The sequence below is a fragment of the Roseitranquillus sediminis genome (assembly GCF_016918935.1).
GTDB lineage: Bacteria > Pseudomonadota > Alphaproteobacteria > Rhodobacterales > Rhodobacteraceae > Roseitranquillus > Roseitranquillus sediminis.
Map to the genome: position 1 here is coordinate 232,991 of NZ_JAFFOB010000025.1, position 20,460 is coordinate 253,450.

General features: G+C 65.8%; 23 protein-coding genes. 8 read left to right on the forward strand and 15 right to left on the reverse strand.

What is annotated here, in order from left to right; translation table 11 throughout:
- Positions 1-29: 29 nt before the first annotated feature.
- From JM664_RS18920 to hemJ, 9 genes are all read right to left on the reverse strand, one after another.
- Entirely contained in the window at positions 30-1,001 is a 972-nt protein-coding gene (locus JM664_RS18920) for a phosphatase domain-containing protein (protein ID WP_227421172.1), read from the reverse strand.
- Positions 998-2,035: a tRNA epoxyqueuosine(34) reductase QueG gene (gene queG, locus JM664_RS17310; RefSeq protein ID WP_227421173.1), complete on the reverse strand. Its 1,038-nt coding sequence runs from the start codon at positions 2,033-2,035 to the stop codon at positions 998-1,000. Before queG ends, JM664_RS18920 begins: the two co-directional genes overlap by 4 nt.
- 311 nt (positions 2,036-2,346) lie before the next feature.
- A complete protein-coding gene (locus tag JM664_RS17315) occupies positions 2,347-3,225 on the reverse strand; it encodes a ParB/RepB/Spo0J family partition protein (RefSeq protein WP_227421174.1) in 879 nt (292 codons plus the stop codon).
- Between the two features lie 7 nt (positions 3,226-3,232).
- Positions 3,233-4,072, reverse strand: coding sequence for a ParA family protein (locus JM664_RS17320; RefSeq protein WP_227421175.1), 840 nt, complete (start codon positions 4,070-4,072; stop codon positions 3,233-3,235).
- Positions 4,032-4,640, reverse strand: a complete 609-nt coding sequence (rsmG, locus tag JM664_RS17325; protein WP_227421176.1) for a 16S rRNA (guanine(527)-N(7))-methyltransferase RsmG — start codon at positions 4,638-4,640, stop codon at positions 4,032-4,034. Before rsmG ends, JM664_RS17320 begins: the two co-directional genes overlap by 41 nt.
- Positions 4,630-6,501 carry a tRNA uridine-5-carboxymethylaminomethyl(34) synthesis enzyme MnmG gene (gene mnmG / locus JM664_RS17330; protein ID WP_227421177.1) on the reverse strand — a complete coding sequence of 624 codons (1,872 nt, stop codon included), beginning with the start codon at positions 6,499-6,501 and terminating at the stop codon, positions 4,630-4,632. The genes rsmG and mnmG overlap by 11 nt, the downstream gene beginning before the upstream one ends.
- On the reverse strand, positions 6,501-7,784 hold the full coding sequence (gene mnmE, locus JM664_RS17335) for a tRNA uridine-5-carboxymethylaminomethyl(34) synthesis GTPase MnmE (RefSeq protein ID WP_227421178.1): 1,284 nt from the start codon (positions 7,782-7,784) through the stop codon (positions 6,501-6,503). Before mnmE ends, mnmG begins: the two co-directional genes overlap by 1 nt.
- Positions 7,785-7,801: 17 nt before the next feature.
- Positions 7,802-9,073, reverse strand: a complete 1,272-nt coding sequence (rho, locus tag JM664_RS17340) for a transcription termination factor Rho (RefSeq protein ID WP_227421179.1) — start codon at positions 9,071-9,073, stop codon at positions 7,802-7,804.
- A gap of 110 nt (positions 9,074-9,183) precedes the next feature.
- The gene (hemJ, locus tag JM664_RS17345) at positions 9,184-9,633 is read right to left on the reverse strand and encodes a protoporphyrinogen oxidase HemJ (RefSeq protein WP_227421180.1); all 450 of its coding nucleotides are present in this window, start codon (positions 9,631-9,633) and stop codon (positions 9,184-9,186) included.
- Positions 9,634-10,027: 394 nt separating this feature from the next.
- Between hemJ and JM664_RS17350 the strand changes: the two genes are divergently transcribed.
- The 4 genes from JM664_RS17350 to dnaQ are packed head-to-tail and all read left to right on the forward strand — an operon-like array spanning position 10,028 to position 12,723.
- Entirely contained in the window at positions 10,028-10,630 is a 603-nt protein-coding gene (locus JM664_RS17350; protein ID WP_227421181.1) for a Maf family protein, read from the forward strand.
- Positions 10,627-11,460 carry a shikimate dehydrogenase gene (locus JM664_RS17355; RefSeq protein ID WP_227421182.1) on the forward strand — a complete coding sequence of 278 codons (834 nt, stop codon included), beginning with the start codon at positions 10,627-10,629 and terminating at the stop codon, positions 11,458-11,460. Before JM664_RS17350 ends, JM664_RS17355 begins: the two co-directional genes overlap by 4 nt.
- A complete protein-coding gene (gene coaE / locus JM664_RS17360; protein WP_227421183.1) occupies positions 11,457-12,047 on the forward strand; it encodes a dephospho-CoA kinase in 591 nt (196 codons plus the stop codon). The genes JM664_RS17355 and coaE overlap by 4 nt, the downstream gene beginning before the upstream one ends.
- Positions 12,040-12,723: a DNA polymerase III subunit epsilon gene (gene dnaQ, locus JM664_RS17365; protein ID WP_227421184.1), complete on the forward strand. Its 684-nt coding sequence runs from the start codon at positions 12,040-12,042 to the stop codon at positions 12,721-12,723. Before coaE ends, dnaQ begins: the two co-directional genes overlap by 8 nt.
- Here the strand turns inward: dnaQ and secB are convergent.
- Positions 12,716-13,228, reverse strand: coding sequence for a protein-export chaperone SecB (gene secB, locus JM664_RS17370; protein WP_227421185.1), 513 nt, complete (start codon positions 13,226-13,228; stop codon positions 12,716-12,718). The genes dnaQ and secB overlap by 8 nt on opposite strands.
- A gap of 55 nt (positions 13,229-13,283) precedes the next feature.
- Positions 13,284-13,754, reverse strand: a complete 471-nt coding sequence (locus tag JM664_RS17375; RefSeq protein ID WP_227421186.1) for an FxsA family protein — start codon at positions 13,752-13,754, stop codon at positions 13,284-13,286.
- A 112-nt stretch (positions 13,755-13,866) separates the two neighbouring features.
- Here JM664_RS17375 and JM664_RS17380 point away from each other — a divergent pair, with 112 nt between their 5' ends.
- The 4 genes from JM664_RS17380 (at position 13,867) to JM664_RS17395 (ending at position 17,043) form a co-directional block, all read left to right on the forward strand.
- Entirely contained in the window at positions 13,867-14,529 is a 663-nt protein-coding gene (locus JM664_RS17380) for a Tim44/TimA family putative adaptor protein (protein WP_227421187.1), read from the forward strand.
- A gap of 132 nt (positions 14,530-14,661) precedes the next feature.
- The gene (locus JM664_RS17385) at positions 14,662-15,114 is read left to right on the forward strand and encodes a Smr/MutS family protein (RefSeq protein ID WP_319637554.1); all 453 of its coding nucleotides are present in this window, start codon (positions 14,662-14,664) and stop codon (positions 15,112-15,114) included.
- Positions 15,115-15,213: 99 nt separating this feature from the next.
- On the forward strand, positions 15,214-15,945 hold the full coding sequence (locus JM664_RS17390; protein WP_227421189.1) for a PIG-L deacetylase family protein: 732 nt from the start codon (positions 15,214-15,216) through the stop codon (positions 15,943-15,945).
- A gap of 54 nt (positions 15,946-15,999) precedes the next feature.
- Positions 16,000-17,043: a 4-oxalomesaconate tautomerase gene (locus tag JM664_RS17395; protein WP_227421190.1), complete on the forward strand. Its 1,044-nt coding sequence runs from the start codon at positions 16,000-16,002 to the stop codon at positions 17,041-17,043.
- Here JM664_RS17395 and JM664_RS17400 read toward each other — a convergent pair.
- The 4 genes from JM664_RS17400 to JM664_RS17415 are packed head-to-tail and all read right to left on the reverse strand — an operon-like array spanning position 17,034 to position 20,377.
- Entirely contained in the window at positions 17,034-17,615 is a 582-nt protein-coding gene (locus tag JM664_RS17400; RefSeq protein WP_227421191.1) for an SAM-dependent methyltransferase, read from the reverse strand. The genes JM664_RS17395 and JM664_RS17400 overlap by 10 nt on opposite strands.
- Positions 17,605-18,273: a PIG-L deacetylase family protein gene (locus tag JM664_RS17405; protein ID WP_227421192.1), complete on the reverse strand. Its 669-nt coding sequence runs from the start codon at positions 18,271-18,273 to the stop codon at positions 17,605-17,607. Before JM664_RS17405 ends, JM664_RS17400 begins: the two co-directional genes overlap by 11 nt.
- 35 nt (positions 18,274-18,308) lie before the next feature.
- Positions 18,309-19,394 carry an acyl-CoA dehydrogenase family protein gene (locus JM664_RS18925; protein WP_227421193.1) on the reverse strand — a complete coding sequence of 362 codons (1,086 nt, stop codon included), beginning with the start codon at positions 19,392-19,394 and terminating at the stop codon, positions 18,309-18,311.
- Complete coding sequence (locus JM664_RS17415; protein ID WP_227421194.1) at positions 19,382-20,377, reverse strand: glycosyltransferase; 996 nt, start codon at positions 20,375-20,377, stop codon at positions 19,382-19,384. Before JM664_RS17415 ends, JM664_RS18925 begins: the two co-directional genes overlap by 13 nt.
- Positions 20,378-20,460 lie beyond the last annotated feature (83 nt).

Sequence of the window (20,460 nt, forward strand, 5' to 3'; positions counted from 1 at the left end):
ACTCGCCCGCGGCGACGAGCGCTTTCGCCTCAGCCGGGCAACTGCACGTCCTCAAACGTCGGTGCATGGTGGCAGCGCACCCCTGCCGCCTCGATCTCGGCGATGGCGGCGCGGCTCGACGGCGGCGACCCAACCGCCGGCTCCCGCAGCGCGACGAGTCGAATACGCCCCGGATCCCGCAGGACCGCGTCACGGTAGACGAAGGCGTCCTTCTGGCCCGTGTCGCCCAGCAGCACGAAGTCCAGTTCCGGGTTCGCTTCCAGTATGGCCGCGATCGCCTCGGTCTTGTGGTCCTGGTGCCCCGCCGTCCCGCCGAGACCGAAGTCGCGCAGGAACATCGGCCCTGAACCCAGGCCCGCCTGCGCGAAGAGGTGGTCGAGAAAGTGGTGCAGGTTCCACGGCGACGAGCTGACGTAGTAGGCAGGGTTGCGCCCGCCCTCTGTGAGCGCCGCCATCAACCGCACGCTGTCGTCGAAGACCCGGCGCGTCAGCGCGCTGCCGGTGAAGGTGGTCCAGAGGTTCCGCGCCAGCGAATAGGAGCCGGTCTCAATCATCGTGTCGTCGATGTCGCTGATGATGCCGAGCCGCGCGTCGAGCCGCGGGATCAGCACCGGGAATGCCGTCCGCGTCTCCGGCTGCCCCGCGATTTCCACTGCGACCTGGTGCCAGCCGGGCGCTTGATCGCCGCGCGGCATTTCGAGGCGGACGTAGCCCTCGGGATCGCTGCGGCCCCTCACGCCGCTCTTGGGCGCCACCACCTCCACGCCCGCCACTTCGGCGGTGAAGAAGAGCGACATCATCTGCTTGAGGTTCGTCCACCTGCTCTGCTCGGGTTCCGGCTCGCTCCGCCTGAGCGCGCTCAGGACCCGGCCACGCACCACCAGCCGGTCCGGCGTCGCAAAGCCGCGGTAGGGCTCGAGCAGCGGGTCGTCGCCATGCCCCGGCATCCGCCGCTCCAGCCGCCGCTCGACCAGTCGCCCCACCCGTCTTAGCGGACTCACACCAGACGTTCCGCCGCCCAGCGTGCTGCGTCGGCGACGGTAGTGTCGGCGTCGTCGCAAAGTCGCTGCGCCACGGGGCGCAGCGCCGGGTCGTCCGAGTTGCCGATCGCGTAGGCCACGTTCCGCACGAACCGGTCGCGGCCGATCCGCTTGACCGGGCTGCCCGAGAACGTCTCGCGAAATCCGGCATTGTCGAGTGCCGCGAGATCCGCGAGCCGCGGCGCCAACAGGTCGGGCCGCGCCGCGTACTTCGCCTCGCGCGCCGCCACCGCGAACTTGTTCCACGGACAGACCGCGAGGCAGTCGTCGCAGCCATAGATCCGGTTGCCAAGCCCCGGCCTCAGCTCCGGGTCGACCGGCCCGTGATGCTCGATCGTCAGATAGCTGATGCAGCGCCGGGCATCGAGCTGGAACGGCGCCGGAAACGCGTCGGTCGGGCAGATGTCGAGGCACCGCGTGCAGGTGCCGCAGTGCTCCTCCCCCGGCGGATCGGGCGGCAGCTCCGCCGTTGTGAAGATCGCCCCGAGAAAGAACCAGTTGCCAAGATCCCGCGCCAGCAGGTTGGTGTGCTTGCCCTGCCATCCCAGCCCCGCCGCCTCGGCCAGCGGCTTCTCCATCACCGGCGCGGTGTCGACGAAGACCTTGATCGCCTCTCCCGCCTCCTGCTCCAGCAGCCAGCGTCCGACCCGCTTCAGCCGCTTCTTCAGCACATCATGGTAGTCGCGGTTCTGCGCATAGACGCTGATCGCCCCCCGGTCCCGCCGCGCCAGCACGTCCGTCGGATCGTGCGCGGGCGTGTAGGGCTCGACCAGCATCACCACCGAGCGCGCCTCGGGCCAGAGCGCGCCCGGCTCGCTCCGCCAGCCGCTCCGCCGCTCCATCCAGCCCATCTGGCCGTGGCGTCCCTTCGACAAGAACGCCGCCAGCCGTTCCGCCGCCTGCGGGATCGCGTCGGGTCGGCAGACACCCATCTTGGCGAAGCCCTCATCGAGCGCCGCCTGCCGCAGAGCCTCCTTCAGCTCCCGCCCGCCCATTCTCTTCTCCTCGAACATCTGGCCTTTTTCGCGCGCGCACCTAGGCGACGATGGCGTTGTCTGACCTGTACCTAACTGGTGCCGCCCCGCCGCCTAGCGTTCTGCAGGCGGGAGTTCCAGATTCGCGTTCCTGAAAAGGCGCGCTACTCATGGGACAGGTCAACCTGCACGGGGCACATTCTCATCGGACAATGTCTTGTCGCCTCAAGGGTGCCGCTGCGTCGCCATCCGCTACGACAGGAGCCGACACTGTCCTGTCGTCTATGCCCATCGGGGTGACCGTCGCCAGATGGCTAAATAGAGGCCCGGCCCTAATCGCCGCCGAGCCTGCGACAAAGCTCGTCGAGCTGTTCCAGGGTGCGGTAGCGCAGGGTCAGGCGACCCCCATCATGCCCATCGTGTTCGATCGTGACCTTTAGACGGAGCGCGGCCGAAAGGTCCGCCTCGAGCGCCTTCGTGTCGGCGTCCTTGTCGGTCGCCTTCGCTTGCGGCGCCGACTTCCGCTCCATCGCGCCCTTCGCCAGCCGCTCCGTCTCGCGGACCGAGAGCCCCTTCGCAACCACCACTCGCGCCAGCGCGTCGGCGTCCGGTGAGGTGATCAGTGCGCGCGCGTGCCCGGCACTCAGTTCGCCATCACGAAGCAGCACTTGCACGCCTTCCGGCAACTGCAACAGCCGCAGGAGGTTGGCAATATGGCTGCGGCTCTTGCCGAGAGCCTCGGCCAGCCGCTCCTGGGTGTGGCCGAAGCTGTCCATCAGCTGACGGTAACCTGCCGCCTCCTCCACCGGGTTGAGGTCGGCGCGCTGGACGTTCTCGATGATCGCCACCTCCAGCACCTCGGTGTCGTCTAAGTCCCGGATGATTGCGGGCACGTCGTGCTGGCGCGCGAGCTGCGCAGCCCGCCACCGGCGCTCGCCCGCGACGATCTGGAAGCTGCCGCGCCGCTCCGGGTGGGGCCGCAGGATCAGCGGCTGGACGACTCCCTTCTGGCGGATCGACGCCGCGAGATCGGCAAGCGCCTCCTCGGCGAAGTGGCGACGGGGCTGCCGCGGGTTCGGTTCGATCTGCTCGACCGGCACCCGGCGCACATCACGAGCATCCGTCGCATCGCTCTCGGGAGCGAGCGCGACGTCGGCCATCAGGGCGGACAAGCCGCGCCCGAGGCCACGCTGTTTCGGCTGTTCTGTCATGCTCTTCTCATGAGGTTACGGGAACTTCTCGATGGACCAGTTCGCGCGCCAGCTCCCGATAGGCCGCGCTGCCTTTCGAGGCCGAGTCGTAGGTCAGGATAGGCATGGCAAAGGACGGCGCTTCGCTGAGGCGGACGGTGCGGGGCACGACGGTGCGGAACACGAGCTCACCCAGATTCTCCCGCGCATCGCGTTCGACCTGCTGCGAAAGATTGTTGCGGCCGTCGAACATCGTCAGCAGCACCCCCTCGATCCGAAGGTCTGGATTGGCCCCTTGCCGCACCTCGCGCACCGTCAACATGAGCTGCGACAGCCCCTCAAGTGCGAAGAACTCGCTCTGGAGCGGGACGAGCACGGAATGTGCGGCTACGAGGGCGTTGATGGTGAGAAGGCTCAGCGATGGCGGGCAGTCGATCAGGATGTAGTCGAGCCGGTAGCGCTCCATCGAGGACTGGCGCAGGGCGCGCTGGAGCAGAAACGATCGTTTCGCGTCCGCTGCCATATCGATGTCGGCGGAGCTGAGGTCGGTTGTGGACGGCGCGATAAGCAGGCCCTCCACCGATGATTCGACCACTATATTTTGTAGCGCTACTTGCCCAAACAACAATTCGTAGGTCGTCTGCGCCCGCTGGCCCAGCTCAATCCCAAGTCCGGTGGAAGCGTTACCTTGGGGATCGAGGTCCACGAGAAGGACGCGTCGACCGCTCTCGGCAAGCGCGGCACCGAGATTTATTGCAGTCGTCGTCTTCCCGACGCCGCCCTTTTGATTGGCGATCGCGATGATCCTCGGCCCGGGGCGCAAGCCCTCAGCGTCGGCGTAGCTCTCCGATCTCGAGAATGACGGCATCTGTGTTTGTTCTGCTCGGTACTGCCTCGATTAAAAGGTGCCACTCTTTGCGGGCGACCTCAACCTCTTCCCGCCATCCCGCTCCCTTCATCAGCAACGCTGTGCCGTTTTGCGCCAAGTGTCGCGATACGAGACCCAGAAGCCGCGGCAGGGGCGCCAGTGCGCGTGCCGATACGATGTCCGCCCCCTGGGGCGGCGCGGCCTCGATGCGATTGCAGATGATTTGGATCGGCAGATCTATTGCGCGCTGGACCGAACGCAGAAATTCTGCCTTCCGTCCGTCGCTCTCGATGCAGGTGACCTCGCGTGGCAATCCGTGTTCCTTCGCTAGGATTGCAACGACGATGCCAGGAAGGCCGCCGCCCGAGCCTAGATCAGTCCATCGACTCGCCTGCGGCAACCACGGTGCGAGCTGCACGCAGTCGGCCACGTGCCTCGTCCAGACCTGGCTAGACGTGATCGGCCGACCAACGAGGTTTATCGCTGCATTCCACTTCAGGAGGTGGCGGACGTACAGGTCAAGGCGCTCAGATGTTTCACGTGAAACACCAAGCTCGTCAGGCCGCATCGCGCCTCGACCGACGCAGGTGTCCCAAGATCAGCGTGAGCGCCGCGGGAGTGACACCTTCGATCCGCGCGGCTTGGGCGATGCTTGCTGGCCGGTGCGCGAGGAGCTTGTTGCGGATCTCGTTCGACAAGCCACCAAGCGCGGCGAAATCGAAGCCTTTCGGGATCAACATGGCTTCGTCGCGGCGAAGTATCTCCGCGTCCCGCGCCTGACGCTCGACATAGTTGCTGTAGATCGCTTCTCGCTTGAGCTGCTGTCGCGTTTCGGGATCGACCTCATTGAGCGACTGCTCCGCCTCTACGAGTACTTCCCACTGGCATCCTGGTAGTGACAGGACCTGCAAGCCATTGCGCCGACTCCCGTCACTCGACATCATCAGTCCGGCTTCGGAGAGTTGGTTTGAGGTCAGACTCATCGCCTCTAGGCGTTCGCGCGCCCTCACCAACCGCTCCGACTTCGTGTCGAACGCGCGACGGCGGCTGTCAGACACGCAACCCAGTTCCACGGCAAGCGGTGTGAGGCGCTGATCGGCGTTGTCCGCTCGCAGCGAGAGACGGAATTCGGCGCGGGAAGTAAACATGCGATACGGCTCGGTCACGCCTCGCGCCGTCAGGTCGTCAATCATGACGCCGATGTAGCTGGTTGTCCTGCTGAAGCGCTGCTCCTCTCGACCCTGAGCGAAGAGCGCCGCATTCAGCCCGGCAACCAGACCTTGCGCGGCGGCCTCCTCATATCCCGTGGTCCCGTTGATCTGCCCCGCCAGATAAAGGCCGTTGACGCCTTTCAGCGACAACGTCAGGTCGAGACACCGAGGATCGACGTAATCGTACTCGATAGCGTAGCCGGGCCGCAGCACCTCCACCGTCTCAAGTCCGCAGATGGTCCTTAGGAACTCCAGCTGCACATCCTGCGGCAGTGAAGTGGAAATGCCGTTCGGATACACCGTATCATCATCAAGACCTTCTGGCTCCAAGAATATCTGGTGGGAGTCCTTGTCCGCGAAGCGGACGACCTTGTCCTCGATCGACGGACAGTATCGGGGTCCGGTGCCGCTGATGCGGCCGGCGTACATCGCCGATCTCGCCAGATTTTCTTGGATGATCTGGTGCGTTAGAGCGTTGGTACTCGTGATCCCGCAGGACACCTGCCGGCACGATGTCGCCCGTGTCGCAAATGAGAGGAACTCCGGCTCCGCATCGCCTTCCTGCTCCACCACAGCCATCCAATCAATTGTCCGTCCGTCGAGGCGCGGAGGGGTCCCCGTCTTCAGTCGCCCGATTGCGCCGGCGACTTCACGGACCTGCTGCGAAAGGCGGTTGGAAGCGGCCTCGCCCATGCGACCTCCGGCGATCGTCCTGTCGCCAATATGGATGACGCCTCCGAGGAAGGTGCCGGTCGTCAAGACGCAGCTCCGCCCGAACAGCTCGCGGCCGTCGGCGAGGCGAACCCCTCTGATTGCCGCATCGGTCAGCAGGAACTCCGTAACTTCGCCCTCGATGACATCAATGTTTTGTCGGTTCGCGATCGCCTCCTGAATGGCCCTGGCATAGCGCTTGCGGTCCGACTGCGCTCGCGGACCCTGCACGGCGGGACCCTTGGAACGGTTCAACAGGCGAAAGTGGATCCCGGCATGGTCGGCGGCTCGCGCCATCACTCCATCCAGTGCGTCGATCTCTCGGACCAAGTGGCCCTTGCCCAGCCCGCCGATGGCAGGATTGCAGGACATCGCACCAAGCGCGCCGCGCTTCATCGTTACGAGAGCAACGGAGGCCCCAAGGCGCGCAGCCGCGTCCGCCGCCTCAACGCCCGCATGGCCGCCACCCACCACAATCGTGTCGTACGAGTGTTTCACGTGAAACATCACTTCCCGATGCAGAAACTTGCGAAAATATGGCCGAGGATGTCCTCCACGTCCACCCTCCCCACCAAAACGTCCAAGCGATGGACCGCCGCGCGAAGATCAGCGGCAGCGATATCCAGCGCGTCTGCAGCGAGGTTGTTCTCCGCGGACCGAAGATCCGCCGCTGCTCCGCGTAGCGCGTCGGCGTGACGCGCACGGGTTGCCGTCGCACTCGCGGGCATGCGGCGCGCCAACTCCATCTCGATCGCCCCCAGCATCTCCGGCACACCGGCACCCGTCAGTCCCGAAACCCCGGCTTGAGGCTGGCCGCGAAGATCTGCTTTTCCTTCCAGCCGGAGATCGCCCTCGACATATAGCGCCTCCAGTTCCTCTTCCGTCGCCGAAAGGAAAACCCGCAGGTCCGCCGCCGCTGCCCGCTTTCGACTACGCTCGACCCCGATGACCTCGATGGCATCGCGGCCTTGGCGAAGACCTGCCGTGTCGAGGAGCGTGACCGGCAGGCCACCCAGATCCATGCGCACCTCGAGAATGTCTCGCGTCGTACCGGCCAACTCGGACGTTATTGCCACATCCCTGCCGGCGATCCGGTTGAGCAACGTCGACTTCCCGGCATTCGGCGGGCCTATGATCGCGACTTCGAAACCGTCACGAATCATCTCGGCGGCGCCAACGCCGGCGATCTCGCGCTCCCAGTCGTCTCGCAGCACACTAATGCCGCGAAGTACCGCAGATGACAGGTCGTCCGGGATCTCCTCATCCGAGAAGTCTATGCTCGCCTCTAGCAACGCCGACGCTTCGAGAAGCCGCTGACGCCATTCCTCCACACGCCGCGCGAGCGCCCCTGACATCATACGCTGTGCCAGGCGCCTCTGAGCCTCGGTCTCGGCATCTATTAGGTCGGCCAAGCCTTCCACGCGGGTCAAGTCGAGACGCCCGTTCAGCAGAGCGCGCCGCGTGAACTCACCTGCGTCCGCCTGTCGCAAGCCTTCCATGCCCGCAATTTCGGCCAGGACCACGCGAACAACCGCGACACTGCCATGCAAATGCAATTCCGAGACCTGCTCGCCGGTGAAACTCGCGCCCTCGGCGAATGTCAGGACCAAGGCCTCGTCAAGGATGTCGCCTGACGCGCCTCGCAGCACGCGAAGGCCAGCTTGCCTCGGCTGCGGAAGCGAACCGCACAGGCGAGACGCGGCTTCGTGTGCGAGCGGTCCCGATAGGCGCACGACGGAAACGCCCGCCTTGCCGCGCGCGGTAGCGAGGGCGAAGATCGTATCGTTCAAACCAGCACGCCAGCCCGTCAGGCGTTCATCGACTCAAAGAAATCCGCGTTCGTCTTCGTCTGCTTGAGCTTCGAGATCAGGAATTCGATCGCGTCCGTCGTGCCCATCGGGTTCAGGATACGCCGTAGGACGTAGGTCTTCTGAAGATCGGCCTTGTCAACGAGCAGTTCTTCCTTCCTGGTGCCGGACTTCAGGATGTCCATAGCCGGAAAGACACGCTTGTCGGCCACCTTCCGGTCGAGAACGAGCTCGGAGTTGCCAGTCCCCTTGAACTCCTCGAAGATTACCTCGTCCATCCGGCTACCAGTGTCGATCAGCGCCGTCGCAATGATCGTAAGGCTGCCGCCCTCCTCGATGTTGCGAGCCGCACCGAAAAAGCGCTTCGGCCGCTGCAGCGCATTCGCATCGACGCCGCCGGTAAGCACCTTGCCCGACGACGGCACGACCGTGTTAAACGCTCTACCAAGTCTAGTAATGGAATCAAGAAGTATCACAACATCTCGCTTGTGCTCAACGAGGCGCTTCGCCTTCTCGATTACCATCTCACTCACCGCAACGTGCCGCGTCGCCGGCTCATCAAAGGTCGAGGAAATGACCTCGCCCTTCACCGATCGCTGCATGTCCGTGACTTCCTCCGGCCGCTCGTCTATGAGCAGCACGATCAGATAAGCGTCGGGGTGGTTCACCTCGATCGAATGGGCGATGTTCTGCAGCAGAACCGTCTTTCCGGTGCGTGGCGGCGCCACAATCAGGCTCCGCTGACCCTTCCCGATCGGCGCCACCAGGTCGATGATGCGCGCCGAGCGATCCCGGATTGTCGGATCCTCGATCTCCATTTTCAGCCGCTCGTCCGGGTAGAGCGGCGTGAGGTTGTCGAACGCCACCTTGTGACGCGCCCTCTCCGGCTCCTCGAAGTTGATCCGCTCGACCTTCGTCAATGCGAAGTACCGTTCGTTCTCCCCCGGCTCCCGGATTACGCCCTCGACGGTATCGCCTGTCCTGAGCGAGTGCTGCCGGATCATGTCCGGTGAGACGTAGATGTCATCAGGCCCCGGCAGGTAGTTCGCTTCGGGGCTTCGTAGAAAGCCGAAACCGTCCTGCAGGACCTCCAGCACGCCATCGCCGCCGATGTCCCACCCTTCATCGGCCCGCTCCTTGAGGATGGAGAACATCATGTCGCCCTTGCGCATGGTCGAGGCGTTCTCGATCTCGAGCTCCTCGGCCAGGGCAAGCAGGTCCTTGGGGCTCTGGGCCTTCAGCTCGGCCAGGTTCAGTCGGTCAGCGTTCATGAAAATGTCCCGAGGCGGAAACCGCCGGCTGGATTTGATATAGCAGGAGAACTTCGATCGGACGATCGACCTCAAAGCGCATAATCGATCGGCCGCCGTGGGTCAACGCCTCAGAACTTCACGATAACCGACACCACGATGACCACGAGGAAGACCGTGGGGACCTCGTTCATGATACGATACCCCCGACCGCTCACCTTGTTCGCGCCCTGGGCCAAGTCACGGCGCCGCCAACCAAGCCAATGGTGAAACCAGGTCAGCGACAGCACGCCAGTCGCCTTCGTCCACGGCCAGAGCGAGCCCCAGTCGACGACTCCCGGCGTCAGGACCAGCATCAGCCCGAAGAACCAGGTCGCGATCATGGCGGGGTTCATGATCAGGCGGAGCAGTTTCCGCTCCATCGTCTCGAATAGATCCGCAGTCGGACCGGACTGCCCGGCCGCCTCTACGTGATAAACGAAGAGCCGTGGCAGATAGAACAGCCCCGCCATCCAGGTCACCATCGAGATCACGTGCAGGGCCTTGGTCCACGGATAGAGCCAAGAGAGAAGATCGTACACGCGGCTGCCTCCAGACGGGTTCTCTGTTACAAGACAATGAGAGAGAAGGAGATGATGATGTTTAAGAACGGTGGACGATGTGGATCATTGTCTTGTCCCGCGTCTCGTCCACAAGAGGCGCGGCGTTGAGAAGTTGGGCGTTCCGTCCCGCGGAAAATAGGATTATCAAGTATCCTCAGAGCGTTGCAAGGCAAAGTGCTGTGGATAATCATGTGGACAGTAACGGCCTCAGCCGAGAGTGCCGCACTGTCCACATGATCCGGTGCGACATTGCACACGGTGGAGATCACCAGTGCGCGACACGGTCGGCTGCTCGGTTTTTCCCGCTGGTCCCGGCGGGGCTCGCGTTTCGGCAAGTGCTGCAGCGCCTGTTCGACTGGTTGTCCACAGAACCATGCAGATGAGCCCCGTGATCCTTGCCTCGGGTTCCGTCGCACGCGCTCGCCTGCTGCGGGATGCAGGGGTACAATTCGAGGTTGAGCGGCCGCGCGTGGATGAGGAGGCAATCCGTCGCTCGCTCTCGGCCGGCGGCACCTCGCCGCGCGACATCGCCGATGCCCTTGCCGAGGCGAAGGCCCTGAAGGTCACGTCGCGGCGGCCCGACGCCTTGGTCGTCGGATCGGATCAGCTCCTTGAGTTCAATGGCGCGCTTCTCTCGAAGCCGCGCCATCCGAAAGACGCGCTGGCGCAGCTGCACGCGCTGGCGGGCGGGCGACACACGCTCTACACCGCCGCTGTCGTCTGCGAGGCGGGGACGCCGGTCTGGCGATACGTCTCGGAAGTCCGCCTGCAGATGCGACCGGCGTCGGAGGCGTATCTCGCCTCTTACGTCGAGCGCCTGTGGGACGAAATCCGCGACTGCGTCGGCTGCTACCGCATCGAGGGCGAGGGAGTGCGGCTTTTCGACCGCATCGACGGAGATCTTTTTGCGGTTCAGGGGCTTCCGCTGATCCAGCTGTTGTCGTGGCTGTCGCTTCGCGGCAGCCTTCCGGCATGACATCCGATCGAATACCACTGGCCGGCGTCATCGGGTCGCCGGTCGCCCACTCCCGCTCGCCCGCGCTGCACAATCATTGGCTGCGAAGGCTCGGTCTTCCGGGCCACTACGTTCCGCTCGATGTCAACCAGGCCAACCTCCGGCAGGTCCTAGCAGCGATGCCCAAGATGGGGTTCGTCGGTTGCAATGTCACGATTCCGCACAAGGAGACGGTGCTGGGCCTCGCGGATCTCGTGACGGATCGCGCGGCGCTCATAGGAGCGGCGAACACCCTGATCTTCCGGACGGACGGCCGGATTCACGCGGACAACACAGACGGTTACGGCTTCGTTGAGAACCTGCGGCACGGCGCGCCGGACTGGGATCCTTCGGCAGGCCCGGCGGCAGTCATCGGCGCCGGCGGCGCGGCCCGCGCCGTGATCGCATCGCTGATCAACCTGAGGGTGCCCGAGCTCAGGATTGCGAACCGTACCCGTGCCCGCGCGGACGCGCTGAGGTCGGAATTCGGCTCGCGCCTCACCATCTACGACTGGAACGAGGCAGGCGCCATGCTATCCGGCGCTTCGACGGTGGTGAACGCCTCGTCGCTCGGGATGGCGGGCAAAACCGAGATGCGCATCCCGCTCGATCAGCTACGCTCCGGCATGGTGGTTACCGACCTCGTCTACACCCCCCTGAGAACCCGCTTCCTCGAGATTGCGCGCGCCGCAGGCTGCACCACGGTCGACGGTCTCGGCATGCTGATCTGGCAGGCGGCTCCCGGCTTCGAGCGCTGGTTTGGGATGCGACCGCCCATCGACGAACAGGCGCGGCTGGTCGTCGGCGGATGACCTTCAAGCTGGGCCTGACCGGCTCGATCGGGATGGGCAAGACGACCACTGCGCGCATCTTCGCGGACCAGGGGGTGCCGGTGTGGGATGCCGACGCTGCCGTCCACCGGCTCTACGAACGCGGGGGCGCTGCGGTCCTCCCGATCCGGGAGATCCGGGCCGATGCCGTTGTCGATGGCGCCGTGGATCGGGGTGCGCTCAGGCAATGGATCGCCGAGGATCCTGACGCGCTTGCTCGGATCGAGGCGGTGGTGCATCCATTGGTCGGCGCCGACCGCGCCGCCTTCCTCGCCACCAGCGAAAGCGATGTTGTGGTGCTCGACATCCCGCTCCTCTATGAAACGGGCGCCGAGGTGGGTCTCGACGGCGTCGCTGTGGTGTCGGCGCCCGCCGATATCCAACGCGAACGCGTGCTGCAGCGACCCGGAATGACCGCAGAGGCTCTGGAGGCGCTGCTGTCCAAGCAGATGCCTGATGACGATAAGCGCAAGCGGGCGGACTGGATCATCGACACCACTACCCTTGATGCCGCGCAAGAAGCCGTGCACAAGATATTGACGGAGGTGCGGAACCAAGACCATGCGTGAGATCGTCATGGATACCGAGACGACAGGCTTCGACCCAGACTCCGGCGATCGCATCGTCGAGATCGGGGCGGTTGAGCTCCTCAACCACGTGCCAACCGGTCAGACCTACCACCAGTATATAAACCCCGAGCGCGCGATGCCGCAGGAGGCGTTCGAGGTTCATGGGCTCGGCGATGACTTCCTTCGCGACAAGCCCTGTTTCCGCGACTGCTGCCACGCATTTGTCGAGTTCGTGGGCGATGCGCGGCTGGTCATCCACAATGCCGCCTTTGACATGCGCTTCCTCAACGCCGAGTTCGGGTGGGTCAAGCTTCCGCTCCTGCCGCTCGACCGTGCCATCGATACGGTGGCGATTGCGCGCAAGAAATATCCCGGAGCGCCCGCGTCGCTCGATGCGTTATGTCGGCGGTTCGGCATCGACAACTCGGCGCGGACGCTGCACGGCGCCCTGCTCGACGCGGAGATCCTGGCGGAAGTCTATCTGGAGCTGATCGGCGGCCGTCAGCCGGATTTCCAGCTCGGCGTCGAGACCAGCGGGACACAGGCAGACAGTGCGTGGCGACCATTTCCGCGGCCCCGACGTCTTGCGCCGCGACTGACGGAAGAAGAGGCGGCCGCCCATTCCGCCTTCGTGGGCGAGCTGGGCGACGGCGCTCTCTGGGCGCGATTCAGCTGACGCGCGTCTCGTCGGGCTTCTCCGCGGCAGCCGCCTGGCGCTGCGCCAGCGTCTGCCGGTAGAGCTGGATGAAGTCGATATTGTCGAGATTCAGCGGCGGGAAGCCCCCGTCGCGGGTCATGTCGCTAACGATCCGCCGTACGAAGGGGAACAGCATCCGCGGACACTCGATCAGCAGGAAAGGATGCAGCTGCTCGGCAGGAACGCCTTCAATCGAGAAGACCCCGCCATAGTCGAGCTCCATCAGGAAGAGCGTCTCGCCGCCTTCCTTGTTCTTCGACGTGATCTTGAACTTCGTCACCACCTCGTACTGAGGCTCGGTGCGCTTCTTCGCGTCGATGCTTACCTGGACTTGGATATCCGGCTGGACCTGGCCCTGCACCGGCTTCTGCGACAGGATGTTCTCGAAGGACATGTCCCTGATGAACTGCCCGAGGATCTGCATCTTGACCTGAGGCGTCGGATTTGGCGTGCCGGTATCGGCGCCGTTTTCTGTGTCGGCCATCTGGCTCTCCCTTGTCTGAATTCGCCGCGTGTCTAGCAGAGCGCTGAGCAGCTTCTCAATGCCGCGTCCAGCCTGAAGGACGGTGCGTCGGCCGCTTTTCGTCCGTCACGTCGATATAGTCGCCGTCGATCACGTCCGGCCGGTGCGGGCGCCGAGGCTCGCCGTAGCGGAAGGTCTCGACCTTAACACGGGACCGCACCCAGCGCAGCGCGGCGTCGCGGAAAGCTGGCACCAGCAGCGCGAAACCTACCGCATCGGTGAAGAATCCCGGCGTGAGGAGGAGCGCTCCCGCGATCAGGATCATCGCGCCGTGCGCCAGAGGCTCAGTCGGATCCCGCAGCTCGTTGATCGTCCCGCGCAGCCTTCTTATCGCTTGCGCGCCTTGTTGCCGCACCAGCCAAGTTCCCAGGAGCGCCGTAAGGACCACGATCCCCAGCGTCGGCCACAGACCGATCAGGCCGCCTACCTGAATGAAAAGCGCGATCTCGACCAGCGGGACCAGGACGAACGGCACGAACAGCCACATGAGGCAACCTCCCGACGTGCCCGTGGTGCGGTGGACTTGGCCCCGGGCCGGCCTTACATAGGGGTCCGACAAGTGCTCCATCAACCGGAGTCACTCGACACCAGAGGATTTCATGAGTTCAGCCGTCATCCAACTCCTCGTTCTGGCTGGAATCGCCGTATTCCTCATCCTGCGCCTGCGCAGTGTTCTTGGGACGCGCGAGGGGTTCGAGAAGCCGCCGGTATCCGTGCAGAGCGACCGCCGGCGTAACGATCGGCCGGAGTTCGAAGTCATCGAGGGTGGCCCCGATCGCGATATCGTCGATCACGTGCCAGACGGCAGCGAAAGCGCGCGGGATCTCGCCGCGATGAAGCTGGCGGAGCCCGGCTTTGGTGTGGGCGAGTTCCTGGAAGGCGCGCGCGGGGCCTACGAGATGATCCTGATGGCGTTCGAGAACGGCGATCTGAGCGACGTTCGCCAGTTCCTCGCGCCGGACGTCGCCGAGGCCTTTCAGGAGGTCATCGATGCGAGGCGCGAGCAGGGTCTGACGGTCCATGCGAGCTTCGTCGGCCTGCGGGAGCTGGACCTAGCCGAGGCGCGGTACGACCGCGAGAGCAGCCGGGGCGAAATGACGGTCCGCTACGTCAGCGAGCTCACCTCGGTGGTCAAGGACAGCGAGGGCCGGATCGTCGAAGGCGATCCCAACGAGATCAGGCGCCAGAAGGATGTCTGGACCTTCAGCCGGATCATGGGCTCGGATGACCCCAACTGGCAGCTGGCCGCCACCGGCGGCTAGCCGTCGGTGGCCCGTCGCCTGAGACCCGACGAGGAAGCCCTCTGGCGCCTCGTTGCGCAGCGCACGAAGCCGCTGCATCCGCCCTCGCAGCCGGGCAAGCGTTCAGTCACGTCCCGCACCTCTGCACCTCCCGTGACCGAGCCGCCTATCGCGCCATTCAGCGTCGGCGCGTCGGCCGCCTCGACCGCGACGCGCCTTCCGGCATCACAGGACCTTGCCGAGGAACTGCGGCGCTCTCCGCTCCGGATGGACCGCAAGACCCACACGCGGATGACCCGCGGCCGGATCGAGCCGCAGTCGCGGATCGACCTGCACGGGATGACTCTTGCGCGCGCTCACCCGGTCCTCGTGCGATTCATCCTCTCTGCGCAAGCGAAGGGACACCGCCTGGTTCTGGTCATCACGGGCAAGGGTCGCGACTCCCGCGACAACGGCCCGATTCCGGAGCGGCGGGGCCTCCTCAGGCATCAGGTGCCGGAGTGGCTCTGGGCACCGCCACTCGACTCTGCGGTTCAGCAGATAGCGCCGGCGCATCGCCGTCACGGCGGGTCGGGTGCGTACTACGTCTGGCTCCGTCGGCGCTGACCGACGTGGCACGTCGGCGCGGGATTATGCTCGCAGCGTCTGGCCAACCAGCGGCGAGGCTGATCTTACTGGCGCGGGGCGCCGGTCGAGAGAGGGAAGATGGCGGACAGGACGGCACTGGTGATCAGCGCGCATTCGGCGGACTTCGTGTGGCGCTGCGGCGGGGCGATCGCACTGCATCAGGAAAAGGGCTACGACGTGACGGTCGTCTGCCTCAGCTACGGCGAGCGCGGCGAGAGCGCCAAGCTCTGGAAGCAGGAGGGTATGACGCTCGACAAGGTGAAGTCGGCCCGCCGGCAGGAGGCCGAGAACGCCGCCGCGGCCCTCGGGGTTCACGATATTCAGTTCTTCGACTTCGGCGACTACCCGCTCGAGCTTGACCGCGAGGCAAAGTACCGGCTGGTCGACGTGATCCGCAAGGTGCGGCCGGCGTTCATGCTGAGCCACTCCAAGTACGACCCTTACAATACCGATCACATGTACGCGACGCAGGTGGCGCTGGAGTGCCGGATGATCGCCCAGGCGTGGGGTCACAATCCGGGCGAAAAGATACTGGGCGCGCCACAACTCTACCTCTTCGAGCCGCACCAGACCGAACAGATGGGTTGGAAGCCCGACGTCTTCCTCGACATCTCATCGGTCTGGGAGAAGAAGCGCGCCGCAATCGAGTGCATGGAGGGGCAGGAGCATCTCTGGCACTACTACGAGAACGTGGCAGAGAATCGCGGCAACCACTTCCGTCGCAATTCCGGCGGCCAGGCGGGCGGACGCGCCGCGACCCACGCCGAGGGTTTCCAGTCAGTCTTTCCGCGGACGGTGGACGAGCTTTGATCGGTGCCGTGGTGCACGTATCCGTCTCGCGAGCCGAAGGAAGAGCGCAGAGTCATGAGTGACGGTGTACCCTGCATGTGGATGCGCGGCGGCACGTCCAAGGGCGGCTACTTCCTCGCCGAGGACCTGCCGCCGGACCGCGATGCATTCCTGCTGAGGATGATGGGGTCGCCCGACCCGCGACAGATCGACGGAATGGGCGGTGCCGACCCCCTGACCTCAAAGGTCGCGGTGGTGCGCCGCTCGCAAAGGCCGAAGGCGGACGTCGACTACCTGTTCCTGCAGGTCTTCGTCGACCAGCCGGTGGTGACCGACGCGCAAAACTGCGGCAACATCCTTGCCGGCGTGGGGCCCTTCGCGATCGAGCGGGGGCTGGTCGCGCCGACGGGGGACAGGACCGACGTTCGCATCTTCATGGAAAACACCGGGCAACTCGCCGTCGCTTCCGTCGAGACGCCTAACGGGCGGGTGAATTACAAGGGCGAGGCGCGGATCGACGGCGTGCCGGGAGGCTCGGCCCCGATTCCGATCGCCTTCAGCGATACCGCTGGCTCGTCGTGCGGTGCCCTTCTGCCGACCGGCAATGGGGCTGATCGGATCGACGGCATAGCCTGCACGTTGATCGACAATGGAATGCCCTCTGTAGTGCTCCGGGCTTCTGACCTGGGGATAGGCGGCGACGAGAGTCCCGCGGACTTGGAGCGGAACCAGGAGCTTCGCGCGCGGCTCGAGGCAATCCGCCTCCAGGCCGGCCCGTTGATGAACCTCGGCGACGTCGAACGGAAGTCCGTGCCCAAGATGGCGATGGTTTCGCTCCCACGCGCGGGCGGCGCGATCTCGACCCGGACCTTCATCCCGCATCGCTGCCATTCGTCGATCGGCGTGCTGGGCGCCGTCACCGTCGCGACAGCCTGTCTGCTGAAGGAAGGAGCCGCCGCCGGCCTCGCCCAAGTGCCGGCTGGTGAGGAGAAGCGCCTCTCGATCGAACATCCGACCGGCGAAGTCACGGTGATCGCCAGCGTCGAGTTCGAGGAGGTGAAGCGCACCGCCGTTCTGCGAACCGCCCGCAAGCTCTTCGACGGTCTGGTCTACGCCTGACCAGATCCGGCGCGGTCCAGCACGTCGAGGATGTAGCCTTCGTTCCTCTCCCGCCGGAGCCGCCAGTGCGGCAGGCCACAGCAAAGAAGGTCCGCCGCCTCGACACCGGAGATCGCGTGTCCCGTGGGGCCGGTCCAGTTCACTGAGACGACGCGGCAAGCGGGGAGCGCGGCGTTCTCGACCCAACGCGCCACCGCCTCTACCTCGTCCGCAGTGAGGAAGTAGAGCACCTCCGAAAGGACGATCAGGTCGAAGCATCCGTCTGGCAGACCTTGCGGCGCGGCCGCCTCCACGAATCGCACGGTCTCGCCCGGAACCCGCGCGCGCGCCCGGTCGATTGCGGCCGGAACGCAATCGAGCGCAACTACCCGCTCGCAGACATCTACAAGCCCGGCGGTCAGCGGCCCGGTGCCGCACCCGATCTCGGCGGCGGACCGATAGGGACCACGTCCAATCGCGGCGAGCGTGCGGCGGTGCTTCGCGCGCTCGTAAAGGCTGCTGTCGTGCCGCCAAGGGTCACGTTCGGCTGCGTAAAGGGCGGTGAGATGCGCCAGTGTCTCCTCATTCGGCAATGAAGATCTCCGGGTGATCGAGGAAGTGCGCCTGATGCTCGGCCTGCATCACGAATCCGCCGGGATCGTCGGAGATGAGGTCGGCCATCTGTGTGCGGTGACAGGCGAGCGCCCGCCGCTTCGCCTGCCGCGCCGCCTCGCTCGCCGCCAGCCTTACCGCGGGACCGGGCGTCGCCTCGGAGAAGCGCCCCCAGATCGGATACCAGAGGAGAGCCAGGTCAGCACGCCTAGCCAACGCGCGCCGGACCAGCGCGGCACAACGTTGATGGTCCACATGCGGATCGCGTTCCCATGCCGCCAGGACGAGCGCACCGGGCGGCAGCGTCGCGCGCAGCCGTGCCACCGCCTCATCCGCCTCCGGTGGGCGCGTTGGCGTCTCGCAGTCGCGGTAGCCGAGGTGCCTCACGCTGGCATCAGGCGCGAGGATTTCCACCGCCGCCTCAATCTCGCGCCGCCGGGTATCGGCCAGCCGCTCTTGGCTCCAGGTCGGCGAGTTCGGGTGCGAACGCGAGCCGTCAGTGACGCAGACGACCGTGCAGTCGATTCCGGCTACCCAGGCGTCGTGCAGCAGCGAACCGCACCCAAGGGTCTCGTCGTCCGGGTGCGGCGCCACGACGGCAAGGGCCAAGCGGTCGGCGAGGAGCGTCCGTGCGTCCACGAAAGGCGCTTGCGCGGCGGCTTGCAATAGCGGTGTCAGGCGAGCCTCCAGCGCCGTGCAAGGCAGTCATCCCCCAGCAGCGTCGCCATCGCGGCGCTCTCCAACGCGTCCGGATTGGCTTGGCGCAGATAGACGAGGAGGTCGCGCCGCACCCGCTCGACCGGATGCGACGTCGAGAACGAGGCCGCGCCCAGAGCCGCGTCGGCCGCGGCAAGCAGCGCCGTCGCCTCGTCCGCCACGACGAGACGCGCCAGGATCGACGCCGCGGCGGCTGACGGCGGCGCGCCGGGCTGCTCCACCTCCCGCGCGGCCGAAGTCAGCCAGAGCCGGGCCGTCTCGCACGCCACTGTCATCCGCCGCAGCCGTGCCACTTGGAGCGGCGCTGCCTCGTGTCCGCGACGGCGAAGCTGGTCCACGGCCGCGCCGAGGATTGTCCGCATAGCGCCCAGCTGCACCGCTGCATAGCGCCACACGCCGCCTTGGAAATGAGGCTCCCGCAGGTAGTCGCCCGGCGCCCCGAGCCGGTCGCACGCATTCACTTCGACCCCCTCGAGATCGCAGCGGCCTGATGCGGTGGCCTGCATTCCGGTCATTGACCATTCGCCCGGATGCAGCCGTCCCTGCAGTCGCTCTGCCGGCAGGACAATCAGCACCACCTCGCCCGCCGGGTCACGCGCCGTAACGACGGCGCGGTCGAGCAGGTCTGCGCCCGAGGCGTAGAGCTTCTGGCCCCGAAGCCGCTCCCCTTCCAGCGTGACCGGAACGGGACCGTCGGCACCCCAGACCCCGAAGAGCCGTCCGTTCGCCGCGTCCGTCAACCAGCGCCGACGCGCCGGACCGGTGGCGAGAAGCGCAACGAGCTTCACGGCGTTGACGTGACCTTCGAAGAGCCGACCCACTGAAAGATTAGCGCCCCCCACGGCCGCCAGTGCCTCGAGCAGCACGTGCGGTTCGTCCGGGTGATGAGCGAGTCCCTGCCCACCCGCGTCGGATGGTGCACAGGACTGCAGCAGCCCCTCGCCCCGCAGAACCGCAATGAGCGGCGCCATCGGCGGCTCGTCCTCGCCTGGCGGAGAGAGTTCGGCAACGCGAGCGGCCGCGCTCTCTATCACGCGCTGCACGACACGCTCCCGCGTTCGATAACCGCGAGGTCGGGCCGGACCACCTCTTCGACGAACCTGCGGAGCGACGGCAGATCCCGCTCGAGGTCGCTGGCCCGAAGTTGAGGTTCGGCCTCGCGGACCACGGGCCTCCGGTCGTTGCCGAGCGCCGCGATCGCGTCCGCCCAGTCGCGCTGGATATCTTCGCAGCTTAGCAGTGCCTCGTCCGCAAGCGGGTCTGGGTCCCGCAGACGGCTCCGAATCGCGTCGGCCATCCCGCCGACCGCGCGTCCGACGAGACGAGGCGAAACCAGTGCGCCGGCGCGGTCGGCATAGACGACCCGGCCGTTGAACATCTCGGCGCGGCGCAGCAGTGCCCGATCCTCGCCGTGCGGCACGTCCGGAATGCCCCCAATGCGCCGCAGGAAGTCGGTCCGCACCGCGACGCAGGCGCCGGCCTCGACGTAGTGCGGGCAAGGGCCGGGCGGTTGCAGTCCGAAGATGCGGTCGATGGCGTGGCGCACCTCGAACGCGCTGCGCCTGTAGTCGGACGTGATTCCGTCGATGCGGCGGATGGAGGGAGCGAAGCTGATATCCGGCGGAAGCTCGGTGTCGATCGTGCCGCAGACTAGATCGGCACCCTGCGCCATGGCGCACTCGACTTCGCCCAGCGTGCCCTCATTAAGCGTGGCGTCGGCATCCGTGCTCAGGATCAGCCCCCCGGCCCGGGTCAAGGCCGCCGCCGCTTCCATCGCCAAAAGTCGCGCCCTTCCCGCGTCAGACCGCTCGGCTGGAAGATCGCACTCGATCAGACCGACATGGGTAGGCGCGCGTCGTGCGAAGCGGCCGACGAAGTCGGCGGTACCGTCGGTGCAGCAGTTCGCAAGGACGACGATGCCGATTGACCCTTGCGTTTCACCCGCTCCGGCGACGATGGCGGTCAGCGCCGCCTCGATCGTCTCCGCCTCGTCTTGCGCCGGAATGGCGACCGTAATGTCGAACACCTGCCAATCACCGCTCGTACCGTTGAACCGCCTTTTAACGCACGCCGAGCGGCATCAGGTCCGCCGGTCCAGCCGAAAGCGGG